11 protein-coding genes are annotated in these 13,550 nt (G+C 69.2%); 3 read left to right on the forward strand and 8 right to left on the reverse strand.

The features are described 5' to 3' along the window. Window positions 1-323: 323 nt before the first annotated feature. From VFZ09_RS14930 to VFZ09_RS14945, 4 genes are all read right to left on the reverse strand, one after another. Window positions 324-1,196, reverse strand: coding sequence for a hypothetical protein (locus VFZ09_RS14930; protein ID WP_329728240.1), 873 nt, complete (start codon window positions 1,194-1,196; stop codon window positions 324-326). 251 nt (window positions 1,197-1,447) lie between these two features. Continuing rightward, a complete protein-coding gene (locus VFZ09_RS14935; RefSeq protein WP_329728241.1) occupies window positions 1,448-2,452 on the reverse strand; it encodes a type II 3-dehydroquinate dehydratase in 1,005 nt (334 codons plus the stop codon). Between the two features lie 19 nt (window positions 2,453-2,471). After that, the gene (gene fmt, locus VFZ09_RS14940) at window positions 2,472-3,407 is read right to left on the reverse strand and encodes a methionyl-tRNA formyltransferase (protein ID WP_329728242.1); all 936 of its coding nucleotides are present in this window, start codon (window positions 3,405-3,407) and stop codon (window positions 2,472-2,474) included. Window positions 3,408-3,438: 31 nt separating this feature from the next. Continuing rightward, window positions 3,439-3,954 (reverse strand): signal protein, encoded by a 516-nt coding sequence (locus VFZ09_RS14945; protein ID WP_329728243.1) that lies wholly within the window; start codon window positions 3,952-3,954, stop codon window positions 3,439-3,441. Window positions 3,955-4,134: 180 nt separating this feature from the next. Here VFZ09_RS14945 and VFZ09_RS14950 point away from each other — a divergent pair, with 180 nt between their 5' ends. Further along, entirely contained in the window at window positions 4,135-5,730 is a 1,596-nt protein-coding gene (locus VFZ09_RS14950; RefSeq protein WP_329728244.1) for a HEAT repeat domain-containing protein, read from the forward strand. Between the two features lie 9 nt (window positions 5,731-5,739). On the opposite strand, the gene VFZ09_RS14955 is transcribed toward VFZ09_RS14950, so the two are convergent. The 4 genes from VFZ09_RS14955 to VFZ09_RS14970 all read right to left on the reverse strand — a co-directional run bounded on the left by VFZ09_RS14955 (window position 5,740) and on the right by VFZ09_RS14970 (window position 10,360). Continuing rightward, entirely contained in the window at window positions 5,740-6,531 is a 792-nt protein-coding gene (locus tag VFZ09_RS14955) for a ribonuclease E inhibitor RraB (RefSeq protein ID WP_329728245.1), read from the reverse strand. A 1-nt stretch (window position 6,532) separates the two neighbouring features. Then, a complete protein-coding gene (locus VFZ09_RS14960; RefSeq protein ID WP_329728246.1) occupies window positions 6,533-7,915 on the reverse strand; it encodes a hypothetical protein in 1,383 nt (460 codons plus the stop codon). Between the two features lie 87 nt (window positions 7,916-8,002). Then, the gene (locus VFZ09_RS14965) at window positions 8,003-9,406 is read right to left on the reverse strand and encodes a hypothetical protein (RefSeq protein WP_329728247.1); all 1,404 of its coding nucleotides are present in this window, start codon (window positions 9,404-9,406) and stop codon (window positions 8,003-8,005) included. Window positions 9,407-9,517: 111 nt separating this feature from the next. Further along, window positions 9,518-10,360 (reverse strand): metal-dependent hydrolase, encoded by an 843-nt coding sequence (locus tag VFZ09_RS14970; RefSeq protein WP_329728248.1) that lies wholly within the window; start codon window positions 10,358-10,360, stop codon window positions 9,518-9,520. A gap of 187 nt (window positions 10,361-10,547) precedes the next feature. On the opposite strand from VFZ09_RS14970, the gene VFZ09_RS14975 reads away from it, so the two are divergent. Both VFZ09_RS14975 and VFZ09_RS14980 read left to right on the forward strand, forming a co-directional pair. After that, window positions 10,548-12,377 (forward strand): HSP90 family protein, encoded by a 1,830-nt coding sequence (locus VFZ09_RS14975; RefSeq protein ID WP_329728249.1) that lies wholly within the window; start codon window positions 10,548-10,550, stop codon window positions 12,375-12,377. Continuing rightward, on the forward strand, window positions 12,374-13,504 hold the full coding sequence (locus VFZ09_RS14980) for a hypothetical protein (RefSeq protein WP_329728250.1): 1,131 nt from the start codon (window positions 12,374-12,376) through the stop codon (window positions 13,502-13,504). The genes VFZ09_RS14975 and VFZ09_RS14980 overlap by 4 nt, the downstream gene beginning before the upstream one ends. The last annotated feature ends 46 nt before the right edge of the window (window positions 13,505-13,550 follow it).

Here is a 13,550-nt window from a genome sequence, read left to right on the forward strand (position 1 = left end):
CCCATGCCACCCACAAGGGCCGAGGCCCCGCCGTGCGCGACGAGCACTCATGGCCTGGACGAGTGGACATGGCACACATCCAACCAAGGCATGGCTCCTGAAAACCAGGGCCCGGCCCCCCGGAAGAACATGTCTGGGCACAACCCGACAGGAGCGCGGCGCGGGGAGGGGATGTGCCGGCAAGCCATCCCCTACGGGAACGAGAACACCGTGAGGTACGCGTCCGTGGCCCGGACACGGCTCAGAACCTGGATGGCGATGGCGCATGCGTTCACCCTGCCCTCCCTGTACCACGAGCCCGCCTGCCCCAGCTCAAGACCCTCTCAAGGACAGGGCCCGCAGTCCGCCGCGCAGGAATTGGAGAGATGGCCCGCTCCACATGACTCGGAGAGCTGGCACACCCCATCGCCGCACCGGGCGAAGTCCAGCGGACGCAGATGCGTGGTGAGTGCCCGGTATGTCTTGCCCTGATATTGGCAGGTGTGAAAGTAGGTTCGGGTGGCGTCCAACTCACACCGCAACGCCCCATTGCAGAAACCCACGACCTGGAGCGGCGTGCATTGTGACTCCCCCTTCTTGCCCGGTTGGAAGTCCGCGCAGGTACGCAGCGAGCTCTCCTGAGGCGGGATGTTGAAGGTGGAATCCTGGCAGGCGAAAGCGCCCTCCTCCTGGAAGAGATTGCCGAAGAAGGCCCCCTCCCGCAGGGAGAACACCTCCCGTTCACCCTCTTGGAGCCCGAGCGGAATCCCCTGTGCCGTCTCCCCGAGAATGGAGATGGGTATCTGCGCTCCGTATTTGTTCACGTGCGCCGCCAGGCAAGCGGTGATGATCTGCTGCTCTTTCTCGGTGGCTGGGTTCCCGCTGGCCCAGTCCGGGGCCAATCCCAGCCCACCGGACCAGGAGTGTTTCTCCTGAGTGACCGGGTTGAGCCACGTCAGAACCTTGTTCTTGGCAAGCGCGCACCGCACCACATAACGCATCACCTCGTCGGAAAGCGCGGTGGAGCCGTCATTGAACCACTCCCTGAAGGAGGAGGCGGCGAACCCATTCTCGCTCAGCCCTGTGTTGAGCAACCCGTTGTGATTCAACCCGTTCTTGCTCAATCCACTGTACGACAGCCCGTTGAGGCTGAGCCCGACGGGTTTGTCCCAGGGATTCCCATCCACCACCAACCGCGCGCCCTCCATGGCCAGCAACGGGCCCCCGCCAGGAGACTGAGACGAATCCAACTCCGAGGTGGATGGACCACATCCCCCCAGGAGCCCCACCACGATGGCTCCCCACCCAACCACCCACCCGCCTACGGAATTGCCACTCCTTCTGCTCGTCATGGTCATGGATTCAATCCTTTCCAGCCAACGAAGAAACGGGGGCCTGTTTGCGCTCAGGTCATCTCATCTGAGTTCACGTGCATCTGGCCGTCAAGGATTGAGTTCGAGGACACAGCTCACCTGTCCAGCCGGGTCATCATGTTCACGAGCTCCGAATCCGACAGCTTGCTGGCGGGCACGGAGGAGAGCGTGAGCAGCAGGTCCTCCAGCATGTCCTCGTAGCCGCTCTCCGCCGCAGCCCCGCGCTGCACCTCCATCCACTTCGAGCGCGCCCACGCCGCCAGCTCCGCCGACGTCAGCCTGCCCCCCAGACGGTCGGCGATCTTCTGCCGCACCAGGGCCCGGGAGAGGAAGTCCGCCGCGGGCGTCCCCTGCGCGCCCTTCTCCTTGCGGCCCAGCGTCTTCGAGGGCGCGGCAGGCGCGGCCGGTGCCTCCACCACCTTGCGGCCCAGCGTCTTGCGGCTCCCGCTCGAAACGACCAGCGCCTTCGCCGGTGCATCGGCGGCACGCGCCAGCGGCCCCGAGGGCCTCAGCGCCAGGGACTTCTCCCGGGGAATGTCCTTCTTGCGGCGGCCGAGCGTCTTGCCCTTCCCCTCCGGCTCCCCGGCCTCGTCCTCCGCCTCCTCATCCTCCGCCTCCTCGAGGTCCTCGACGTCCTCGTCCTCCGACTCCTTCTCGTCCTCTGACTCCTCCTCCGTCAGCTCCCCGGTGAGGTCGCCGCTGGCGAAGCGCTCGAGCGCCTCGAGGTACGAGTGGAAGCCCTGGCCCTCGATGGTGGCGGCACAGGCCTCGGCCACCACGGACTCGCGCTCGCCGAGCCGCTCCAGGTACACCTCGATGGCGGGCACGCCCACCCACTCGAGCGCCTCCATGAGCGGGTAGGAGCCGAAGAGTCCCGCCGGGCTCACCACCACGCCGTCCAGCCGGGAGCGCTCGGCATGCAGGGTGTCGATGAGCACGCCCTCGTGGTTGGACTGCACCACCTTCAACTCCAGCCCCAGCTCCGTGGCCCGGGCCAACAGCGCGGCATCGAGGTCCGCGAGCCGTCCGCCCTGCTTCCCCTCCCGCTCGCCCAACAGGTTCAGGTTCGGCCCGTGCAGGACCAGCAGCCTCTTGCCCATGTCGCGTGTCCTCTTCTTCCTAGCTCTCGAAGGGCCGGCTGCCCGGCGCCAGTTTGCGGCCCGCGAGGAACTCGCCCGCCGTCATCACCCGCTTGCCCTCGGGCTGCACCTCCAGCAGCACCAGGGAGCCCTCGCCACACGCCACCTCCAGCCCCTGCGGCCCCGCGGACACCACCGTGCCCGGCGCCCCACTGCCCTGCCCCACCTTCGCCCGGTGCACCTTGAACAGCTTGCCCTCCAGCGTGGTGAAGGCCCCGGGCCACGGGGTGAAGGCCCGCAGCCGCCGCTCCAGCTCCACCGCCGGCCGCGTGAAGTCGAGCTTCCCCTCCTCCTTCTCGATGATGGGGGCGAGCACCACACCCTCCGAGGGCTGCGGCTTCGGCTTCAGCTCGCCGCGCAGGTACGCGGGGAGGGACTCGCGCAGCAGCTCTCCGCCCAGCTTGGAGAGCTTGTCGTGCAGCGTCGCGCTCGTCTCGTCCGGGGCGATGGGCAGACGCTTCTCGGCCAGCACCGGGCCGGTGTCCAGGCCCTCGTCCATCACCATCAACGCCACGCCCGTCTCCGGGTCCCCATGGGCGATGGCCCACTGGATGGGAGCGGCCCCCCGGAAGCGCGGCAGCAGCGAGGCGTGCACGTTGAGACACCCCCGGGCCGGCGTCTCCAGCACGTCCTTGGGCAGAATCTTTCCGTAGGCCGTCACCACGGCGACGTCCGGGGCGAGCTTGCGCAGCTCCTCGGAGAAGGGAGGGGTGCGCAGCTTCTGGGGCTGGAGCACGGGCACGCCGCGCTCGAGCGCGTAGGCCTTCACCGGGGAAATGGCGAGCGCCTGGCCACGGCCCTTGGGCTTGTCCGGCTGGGTGACGACGGCCACCACGTCTCCGATGTCGAAGAGGGCGGCCAGGGAGGACACGGCGAACTCGGGCGTGCCCATGAAGACGATGCGGGGGCGGGTCATAGGGGAGAGCCTTCTGCTGTACCGGAGGACTTCAGGCAACGGTCTTCAGCGCACCCGAGGTGGGACCTTCGGTGGCCTGACGTTTCCGGGCGCGCAGGGAGCCGAGGATGCTGAGCGCGGCCTGGGTCTCCTGGGTGGTGGCCAGGGGCCGCAGGGTCTCGATGGCCTCGGAGAGGAGCCGGGCCTCCTCGGCCTCGCGCTCGCGGATGCGGTCCACGGCCTCGCTGAAGCGGTCGAAGAAGCCGCGCAGCTCGTCCTTCTCGCGCAGCGGGCGCATGCGCGGATAGCGGCCGGCGGCGAGCGTCGCGATGTAGAGGCTCATCACATACACGGGGCCGGCCACGCGGTGGGTGAGCACCAGGCCCATGAGGACCATCAGCCCCACCATGCACAGCGCGCCGAGCCCGGTGAGCCAGAGAATCGTCTCTCCACCGGCGGCCAGGTCCAGGGGCGAGGCGCCACTGTCCACCGCGGCCCGGTGCGCCCGGTACGCCAGCACGCCCACGAGCAACACCCCGCCTCCGCCGAGCGCGGCGAGCCGGAGCATGTACCGGAGCTGGAACCCGGGATCGACCAGGTATTTCCGGCGCACGACATGAGGACGGGTGGAAGGTTGGGTATCAACGGACATGGCGTTGAGCAGCGTACTCCAATCTCCCGGGTCGGTTTGCCCCTTCCGACAGGATGGGTTTACAGGGAAAGCACCTACAACCCACTGGGGGGTCCCATGTCTCGCCTGCTTGCCGCAACGAGCCTCGCGCTCGTGCTCCTTCTCTCCGGGTGCAAGGTGGACCCGACATCCCCGGAGTATTGGGAAAAGACGCTGGGCAAGGCGCGGCGGACCCAGGACAAGGTCCGGGTGCTCGAGACACTGCGCAGCTCGGGCAAGCTCAGCGCGAGCTTCCTGCCCTTCCTGCACGGGCAGCTCGCCTCGGACGAGAAGCCCGAGGTGAAGGCCGCGGTGGCGCGGGCACTCGCCGACGTGAAGAGCCCCGCCTCGGTGGAGCCGCTGGGCAACGCGGTGGACCTGAGCGCGACGGACTCGGCCGGCAATCAGTTGAACAAGGAGCTGGCCTCGGCGCTGGGAGAGATTGGAGACCCCAAGGCCGTGCCCGTGCTGTTGAGGCTGCTGAAGGCGCGGGACAACTACACGCAGATCGAGGCAGTGCAGGCCCTGGGGCAGATGCGCGTGAAGGAGGCGGTGGAGCCCCTCATGGCGCTGGCCACGGATGAGGGGGCGGAGCTCTTCCTGAACAAGAAGGCGATTGAAGCGCTGGGCCGTATCGGGGACGCGCGGGCGGTGCCCACGCTGGTGCGGATGCTGACGAAGGAGCGCCGGGGGGTGTCCTTCTACGTGGAGAGTTCGTTCTCGCTCTTCCAGCTGGGCCAGCCCGCGTCGGACGCGCTGCTCGCGGTGCTGGAGGGCAAGAACCCGGAGCTGTCGAGCTGGGCGCAGCGCAACGGCATCAACCCGGCGAGCTACTCCTTCAAGGCGGCGCAGCTGCTGGGAGACCTGCGGGAGCACCGGGCGGAGGCGTCGCTGGTGAAGCAGCTCGAGTTCAAGCACGAGGATCCGCGAATCCAGGCCATCGTGCGGACGCGGGCGGCGGATGCGCTGGCGAGGATGCGCTCGACGGCGGCGGTGAAGCCATTGGCGGCGCTGGTGTCCGAGCCGGATGCGGGAGTGCGCGGGGAGTACACGTACGCGCTGGCGCGGCTGGGCGGACGCGACGCGCTGCCGGCGCTGGAGAAGGCGGCGGGCCAGGGGGACTGGTACGCACGCGAGGCGGCGCTCGAGGCGCTGACGATGCTGGGAGACGCGCGGGAGCTGCCGGTGCTGGAGAAGCTGGCGGCGGCGGAGCCGGCGAGGACGGCGGCCGAGTGCGAGGCGTTGGGAGGCGAGGGGTGCGGAGACCCGGGGGCGCTGGGAAAGAAGCGGGTGGAGATGATTGCACGGCACGGCAAGCGGCTGGAGGCGGCGAAGGCGTGCGGGACGGACACGGGCTGCTGGGTGAAGAAGCTGGAGGACGCGGACAAGGGCGTGGTGGCGCGCGCGGCGCTGGAGGTGGGGCGTGGCAGGACGGCGGTGCACGTGGGGGCACTGCTGGCGCGGATGACGGAGAAGGACCCGGACACGCGGATGGCGCTCATCCTCGGGACGGAGTGGCTGGTGGAGGACGCGAAGGACGCGGCGGCCCTGGCGCGCAGCGCACTGCCCACGCTGGAGAAGCAGCTCACCGAGGAGAAGAGCAGCACGGAGTACGTGAGGTCGAACGAGGACCTGCGGCGGCTGGTGGCGAGGCTTCAGCGGCAGAAGGCGTGAGAGGGATTGTCACCCTGGAGCGGCGCTCTCGTGACCATCGTACTCCCCGGAGTGCGCCTGGGCGAGGCGCTCCAGGGACTCACGTACCGAGTCCAGGTCCCGCGACTCTGGACCCACCGTGTGCGTGACCAGGACGAGCCAGTTCTTCCCCTCGGCGCTCTTGCGGCGCTCCACCGTGAAGCCTTGCGCGGAGAGATGGTCCGCCACGGCCTTGCCGTCCTTCGCCTTCGGGAAATAGAGGAAGTGCTGGACGCGATGCGGGACCGAATCGTCCGGAGGCTTGGGTACCTCCGGTTTGGGGGACGATTCACTCAGCGCCGGGGGGATGCCGATGTCATGCTCGGGCCGCCATTCATCCGTCAAAGCGGACACCAGGGAGTCGTGAAGGAAGATGGAGAAGATGGGCAGATAACGCTGCTCGTCGCTGAGGTCCCGAACCAGCGTTTCCTTCGTGCCCTCGCAAATCCGCCAGGCCAGGACCCTGCCTTCCCGACTCCTTGCTCCCGCCCACCGATACACGGCCGGGAACGCCTGGCCGGGTGACAGCGGATGGTGGGCAACAACCTCGACAGCGCCCTGGGAGACTGCCGCTCGCGCCGGGTAGAAGGCGAAGAACGCCTTCGGGTGATTGACCAACTCCGTGAATTCTGTCGGACGCGTGGCGAAGAAGCCGGGCAGGATGCGGATGACCTCCCGATACGGTTCCTCGGTGAAATAGGTGTAGTGGATATAAGCCAATCCACGAGGCGTGCTGACCTCCAGGACATCTCCGAGCCGTGCCCGCCTGCGCCGTTTCGTCATGTCACCTTCCTGTGTAGCCGATGGACTCGAGAAGCTCCAGCCCCCGGCGCAGCGCGGCGGCGTACTTCGGGTTGGAATGAGCGATGCTGTTGATGCGATTCATCAGCGTCCCTCCGTTCTTGCTGAGGCCATGAATCTCAATCAACGCCTGCTCGACAGCCCGCGCATCCTCCCTCGGCAGCCGTTCCATGAGCGCATCAATGTGGAGGCCTCTTTGTCTGAATTGCTCCGCGGAGCGCCTCGCCATCTTATCGGTAATGCCCACATAGTCCACCTCTTGGGTAACCTTGTCCCTGGAGATATAGACGGTCGTCTCTCCGGAGGAAGTGCCACCACCCGGGCCCTGCGCCGACATGGCGACCGCGCCTGGAGCGAGGGCAATGGTAAATGCGCCCTCGGCGGACACGGCCACGGAGCGTACCTCGCCCACCGCGGCCCACCGGAAGCCCGCCTGTGACTCCGCCAGGACCGTCGCCCGCGCGGCCCCGGGCAACCCCGGCCCCTTCACCGCGAGCCCCGCTGTATTCCCAATTGCCGCCGTCGTCAGCAGGAGGAAGACACGCGCGGAGTTCTTCCCCATCACCCGGCCGAAACGCTCGCCCGCCTCGCGCAGCTCGGTGAAGGTGGTGGCCCGATCCACCTCCGCCACCAGCAGCCTCCAGCCCTGGATGAGACTCCAGACGGTGTCCACGCCCAGGTAGACGATGAGCCCGGCGGTCAACGTCGCCGCAACGCTTTTCGAGACGGGCTCGGGCAGCAGCCAGAGCGACATATACATGGCCATCGCGGAGACAAGAGTGGCTCGCACCGCCTCGGGGCTGGCCATGCCCTTGAAGGCGTCCATCGTCTCGTTCCACACCGAGCCGAGGGCCAGTTCCATGGCCAGCGCGTACCGTCCATCCGCGGTGAGGACAGGCCCCTCTGTCAGGAGCGAGAGACAGTCCCGGACTCGGCCCTGACGCTCGCACCAGCGCCCGTAGGCGTGCGTCAGCGCCAGGCACTCCTGGGCCGTTCGCCGAGCCGCTTCTCCCCCGGAGTCCAGTTCCAGGCGCCCCTCCGTCCACCTCAGGTAGATGTCTTCGTGCCACAGCGAATCGAGCATCAACCGCCGGGCGTGTTGCAGCGGATGGGAGGCAGGCCGCACATCCCGCACCAATGCAGCCAGTGATGCCTTGAACTCGCCCGTCCGCAATTCCACGGGCTGCTCGGCGCCGCGCGGAGTAAAGACGAGCAACCTGTCCTGCCCCGTGTCCAGGCGCACAGTGCGAACAGCGGAGCCGCATCCCACGAGCGGAACCAACCACAGGGCCACCAGCGCCAACATGGTGGCGCGAGACAACAGCCACGCACGTCTCAGACAAGCGCCAACGAGACGAACGGTCAAGCCGCACCTCCCCATCGAGCCGCGCGCACTGAACGCGGGCCCGTGATTCTATCAGGGAGGAAGGGAGACACCCACTCCGAGCCGGAGTCAGCCCACCTCGCGGACCGGGGGCTCGTCTCCACCGCCCGTGCCCTCCCCCTCGGGACTCACGGGCTCGGGCTCGTCCTGGAAGGAGCTCGGCAGGAGGTTGAAGGGCAGCACCTTCGCCAGCGCCACCAGCAACAACATCCCTCCCGGCGCCGCGAAGATGGCGAGCGCTGGAATCGCCTTCGCCACGTCAATCAATTGCGCCCGCATCCGCTGGCGCTCCTCGGCCGTCAGCGTCTGTCCTCGCGCGACCTTCGTGAGCAGGTGATACAGCTCACCCGTCTCGCGGACCTCCTGCATCAGCCGGTGGAAGTTCCGCTCCAGCGTGTTCTGCATGCGGGACACCATGTCCTCGCCCATCAGATTCGCCGCCGAGGACACCGTGAACACATCCACCACCGAGCGGTTCTTCGCGTAGAACTCGGCCACCTCCAGCTCCAGCTGGTGCACCGTGCTCTCCGGCACCCGGAGCGCATGCGCGAGCTGATCGATGAAGGCCCGCTCGCCCCGCGTCCGCCGTCCATCCACCAGCGAGGCCAGCAGCGTCTGCTCCAGGATGAACCGCCGCAGGTCCACGCTGCGCACGTCCTTCACCGCCGTGCTCAAGGAGCCCCGGCGCTCGAAGGACTGTCTCACCGCCGTCCGCAGTTCCCCCTCCAGCGCGTCCGGCAGCCCCAGGTCCTCCACCTGCCGGAGGATGGCGCGGCGCGCGGAGAACGAGGGCTGCCGGTCCACACAGGCCAGGCCCGTGAGCACCTCCACGAGCAACGCCTTCTGCCGCGCCGCGAAGTCGATGCGCCGCCGGGCCATCTCGCGGTTGAACCCTCCGCGGGAGAAATAGTCGAGCGCCTGCCGCCCGAACATGTGCCCATCCGCGTAGAGCGCCCCGTTGTGCAGCACGAGCCCATACGCCGGATCCCCCGACAGCGAGAGCGCACGCCGCTCCAGCGCGTCCTCCACCCTGCCCCACAGCCGCTTCGGCGCCTCGTGCCCCTGGCGCAGCTTCTCCTCGATGGCCTGCGCCTCGTCGAGCTGGCCGGTGAGGACGGCGAAGAGCAGCAACAGTTGCTCACGGCGAGGCCCCAAAGGCGTTCCGGCGAGGGCCGCGATGTCCAGGGCCATGCGCGCGAAGGTCCTCACCACCGCGCGGAAGAGCACCTCCTCGGGAGCCGCCGGCCCGGAGGGCTCGGAGGACACACCTTCCGCGGGAACCCCACCATCGGCGGGCGTGCCATAGAGCAGTCCACTGGCGCGCAGCATCCGGCGCAGGTACGAGCGGGCACGGGCGCGGCCGGAGCTGGAGTCGGAGAGGCCCGGGGGCACCACCGGAGCGGGCGCACGTACGTGGGCCGCGACCGACTCCTCGAGCATCGAGGAGAGCCAACCCGCCTTGCCTAGATCCATTGGAAGTCCACCCCAGGTGCCGCGCACCAGACAGACAGCCAGGAAATACCCCACTTGGCGTCCCGGCGCCAACGGCCCCACCCCCAGAGGAGGCGGGGCCGGAACGTCGGACTACAGCGCGGTGGCCTTGCCGGGCTCGAGCGGCTTCACCTTCGCGTTGCTCTTCGCCTTCTTCAGGTCCGCCTCCAGCTTGTCGGGCGTGCCAGCCAGCAGGGGGAACGTGCCGTAGTGCATGGGCACCACCGTGGGGTTGCCGAGCAGCCGGGCGGCCTGGGCGGCGCCCGTCGGGTCCAGCGTGAAGTGGCCGCCGATGGGCAGCAGGGCGTACGTGGGCTTGAAGCGCTCGGCGATCTGGCTCATCCCGCCGAACAGGCCGGTGTCACCGCCGTGGTACAGGGTGGGGCCGTTGTCGATCTGGATGACGAAGCCCATGGGCGCGCCCGCGTACTGCGAGGGGCTCTTCTCGTCCGCGGCGTAGCTGCTGGAGTGCACCGCCTCCACGAAGTGGATGGTGGCGTCCTTCACCTTGAAGGTGCCGCCGACGTTGCCACCCACCGCCTTGTCCTGGGGAATCCCCAGGAGGCTGATGAGCTCGTAGCAGCCGAACACCTGGGCCCCGGTCTTCTGCTGCAGCGCCTTGGTCTCGCCCACGTGGTCGAAGTGCCCGTGGGACACGAGGATGGCGTCCACCTGCTCCGGCCACTGGGCGCCCTGCGGGGCCTTGGGGTTGGAGAACCACGGGTCGATGGCCAGCGTGGCACCACCGGGGGTGCGCAGCACGAAGGCCGCGTGGCCCCACCAGGTGAGCTCCGTCTTGCCCGCCGTGGCCGCGGCCTCCTTCTTCGCCGGCCCCTTCCCGGCGGGCGGACCCTTGCCCTCGGGCGGCTGCGCGGCCGCCATACCGGACAGCCCCAGGAGCGCTCCCACCGTCACTGCCATGAACTTGTTGCGCATTGCGTACGCCTCCTCGAAACGAGTCAGGACTCCCGCGGTGCCACCCGGGCACCCCGCGGTCGAGGGGCCGCATATTCGGCGGGCGGGCAATCGTCCAGCGGCAAATCTGGCGGCTCATGCGCCGGTGGACAGCATGACCCATGAGGGCGTACGGCTCGCGGCATACCCGCTATAGGCTGCGCCGCCCGTGGACCATCGCTTCCAGGTCAACCTCCGAGGGGTCATCGACCTCCTCTCCCACCACCTCTACAGCACGCCCGGCGTGTTCGTGCGGGAGCTGCTGCAGAACGCCACCGACGCCATCCGCGCCCGGCGGCACCTGGAGCCCTCCCACCCGGGCACGGTGCGGATGGAGCTCATCCAGAAGCAGGACGGCGGGCTGCCCACCCTGCTCTTCACCGACGACGGCGTGGGGCTCACGGAGGAGGAGCTGCACCGCTTCCTCGCCACCATCGGCGAGAGCTCCAAGCGCGAGACGCTGGAGGCGCGCCGCGACGACTTCATCGGCCAGTTCGGCATCGGCCTGCTGTCCTGCTTCATGGTGTGCGACGAGCTGCTGGTGGTGACGCGCTCGGCGAAGGGGGACGGGCGCACCATGGAGTGGCGGGGCCGGCATGACGGCACCTACACCGTGCGGCCCTCCGAGCACCCGCTGGAGCACCCGGGCACCCAGGTCTTCCTCGTCGCCCGGGAGGACGCGGCCGAGTACTTCACCGCGGATCGGGTGCGGCAGCTCGCGGTGCACTACGGCGGCCTGCTGCCCTTCCCCATCCACCTCACCGTGGACGGCCGCGCCGAGCACCTCAACCCGGCCCCGCCCCCCTGGCGCCGCGAGTACGAGAGCGCCGGAGAGCGCCGGACGGTACTGCTGGCCTACGGACGCGAGGTGTTCGGCCAGGACTTCGTGGACTGCATCCCCCTGCGCGCCGAGGCGGGCCAGGTGGAGGGGGTGGCCTTCGTGCTGCCCTTCTCGCCCCACTTCAACGCGCGCCAGAAGCACCGCGTCTACCTCAAGGACATGCTGCTGTCCGAGAGCGCGGAGAACCTGCTCCCGGAGTGGGCCTTCTTCGTCAAGTGCGTGGTGAATGCCCAGGGCCTGCGCCCCACCGCCAGCCGCGAGGCCTTCTACGAGGACGCCACGCTGGCGCGCGCCCGCGAGTCGCTCGGCCAGTCCCTGCGCCAGTACCTCGTGGACCTGGCCCACAGCGACCCGCGCACCCTGCAGCGGCTCATCGCCCTGCACGGCCTGTCGGTGAAGGCGCTCGCGCTGGACGACGACGACTTCTTCCGGCTCGTCATCCACTGGCTTCCCTTCGAGACGACGCTGGGGATGATGACGCTGGGGCAATACCGCCAGTCCTACCCCTCGGTGCGCTACGTCAACACGCTGGACGCCTTCCGGCAGGTGGCGCGCGTGGCGGCGGCGCAGGGCCTGTGCATCCTCAACGGGGCCTACACGCATGACACCGCGCTGCTGGAGAAGCTGCCGCGCGTCATGCCCGGCGCCCGGGTGGAGCTCTTCTCCGCCGCGCAGCTCCCCCAGGACTTCGAGGAGCTGACGGCCGAGGAGCGCCAGACGGTGGCGCGGCTGCGGCAGGTGGCCACCGAGGCGCTGGAGCCATTCCGCTGCGAGGTCACCATCAAGAAGTTCCTCCCGCCCGAGGTGCCCACGCTCTACGGGGACGTGGACGACGGGGCCTTCCGGCGCGACGTGGAGCGCGCCCGCGAGGAGACGGACGAGCTGTACGCCTCCGTGCTGGAGGGCGCGCTGGCCGGGTCCCCCGAGGAGGAGCGGCCGCAGCTGTGCTTCAACCTCCGCAACCCCGTGGTGCGCCGGCTCGCGCGGGTGCGGGACACCGCGCAGCTCACGCTGTCGGTGGAGATGCTGTACGTGCAGGCGCTGCTGCTGGGACACCGCCCGCTCAACGCGCGGGAGATGGCGCTGTTGAACCGCGGGCTGCTCGGCCTCATCGCCGCGCGGCTGGATGACGACGAAGGCACTGGGGGCATGCATTGAGGGAGCAGGACTGGCGCGAGCAGGTGAAGAATCTGCTCGGGCGCGCGGAGAGGCTGGAGCCGGGCGAGGCGAAGGTGATGGCGCTCGAGGAGGCCGCCCGGCTCGCGGACGCACACGCGGACGGGCCGCTCGCCTACGAGGTACGGGACGCGCTCATCGACGCGGCCACCTTCGGGGGTTTCCCCGACAGGGCCCTGGTCGCCTTCGCCTGGTGCCGGGGCCAGCAGCAGCGAGACCCCGTGCGCTACCCGCCGGAGCCGCTGCTCTGGAAGCAGAAGTGGGTGGTGGGCCGGCTCGACGAGTTCCCCCACATCAGCCGCAAGCAGATAGCGGGTGCGCTGGACGACGTGGAGCAGTGCTTCGCGAAGGCGGGCGCGGGACGGCGGGCGGTGCTGAAGCTGCGCTACCAGGCCGCCCGGGACATGGGCGACGCGGAGGTGGCGGAGGACTTCTGGGCCCAGTGGGTACGCGAGCCGCGCGACCACCTCACGGACTGCCGCGCCTGCGAGCTCGATGACGAGCTGGACCACCACATCGACCGGGGCGAGTACGCCGTGGTGCTGGAGAAGGCCCGGCCGCTGCTCGAGGGGCGCAACGGGTGCGCGGAGGTGCCGCACCTGACGCTGGGCAGCGTGCTCTACCCGCTCTTCAAGCTGGGACGGCTGGAGCAGGCGAGGGACAGCCACCTGCGCGGCTATGCCCTGGTGCAGCGCAACCGCGAGTTCCTCGCCACCGTGGGCGAGCACCTGGAGTTCCTCGCGCTCACCGGCAACGTGGAGCGCGGACTGAAGCTCTTCGAGCGCCATGTGGGCTGGGCCCTGGAGCACGCCAGCCACCGGGACCGCTTCACCTTCCACTCCGCCGCGCTCGCCCTCCTGGAGCGGGCCGTGGTGGAGGGCCGGGAGCGGGTGGTGCTCTCCCTGCCGCGCGCCTTCGCGCTGTACTCGCCCGGGGATACCTACGAGACCCGCACGCTGCGCGGCTGGCTCGCCTCCCAGGCCGAGGGCATCGCGGCGAAGTTCGACGCGCGCAATGGCACGGACCGCTTCCACCAACTGCTCGCGCGCACGAAGCGGCTCGGGGGCGAGGGGGTCCCCTTCCCCATCGACGACTCACTCCCGGCATGAGCAACCCGTGGCCCTCTTCCGGGCCACGGGTGGGAGGACGGGTCCG

Source organism: Archangium sp., from assembly GCF_036277355.1.
GTDB lineage: Bacteria > Myxococcota > Myxococcia > Myxococcales > Myxococcaceae > Archangium.

Coding starts and splice junctions, on each gene's coding strand:
- VFZ09_RS14935 (WP_329728241.1), bottom strand. CDS start 2,452: ATGGGCAAGAGGCTGCTGGTCCTGCACGGGCCGAACCTGAACCTGTTG.
- fmt (WP_329728242.1), bottom strand. CDS start 3,407: ATGACCCGCCCCCGCATCGTCTTCATGGGCACGCCCGAGTTCGCCGTG.
- VFZ09_RS14945 (WP_329728243.1), bottom strand. CDS start 3,954: ATGCTCCGGCTCGCCGCGCTCGGCGGAGGCGGGGTGTTGCTCGTGGGC.
- VFZ09_RS14950 (WP_329728244.1), top strand. CDS start 4,135: ATGTCTCGCCTGCTTGCCGCAACGAGCCTCGCGCTCGTGCTCCTTCTC.
- VFZ09_RS14955 (WP_329728245.1), bottom strand. CDS start 6,531: ATGACGAAACGGCGCAGGCGGGCACGGCTCGGAGATGTCCTGGAGGTC.
- VFZ09_RS14965 (WP_329728247.1), bottom strand. CDS start 9,406: ATGGATCTAGGCAAGGCGGGTTGGCTCTCCTCGATGCTCGAGGAGTCG.
- VFZ09_RS14970 (WP_329728248.1), bottom strand. CDS start 10,360: ATGCGCAACAAGTTCATGGCAGTGACGGTGGGAGCGCTCCTGGGGCTG.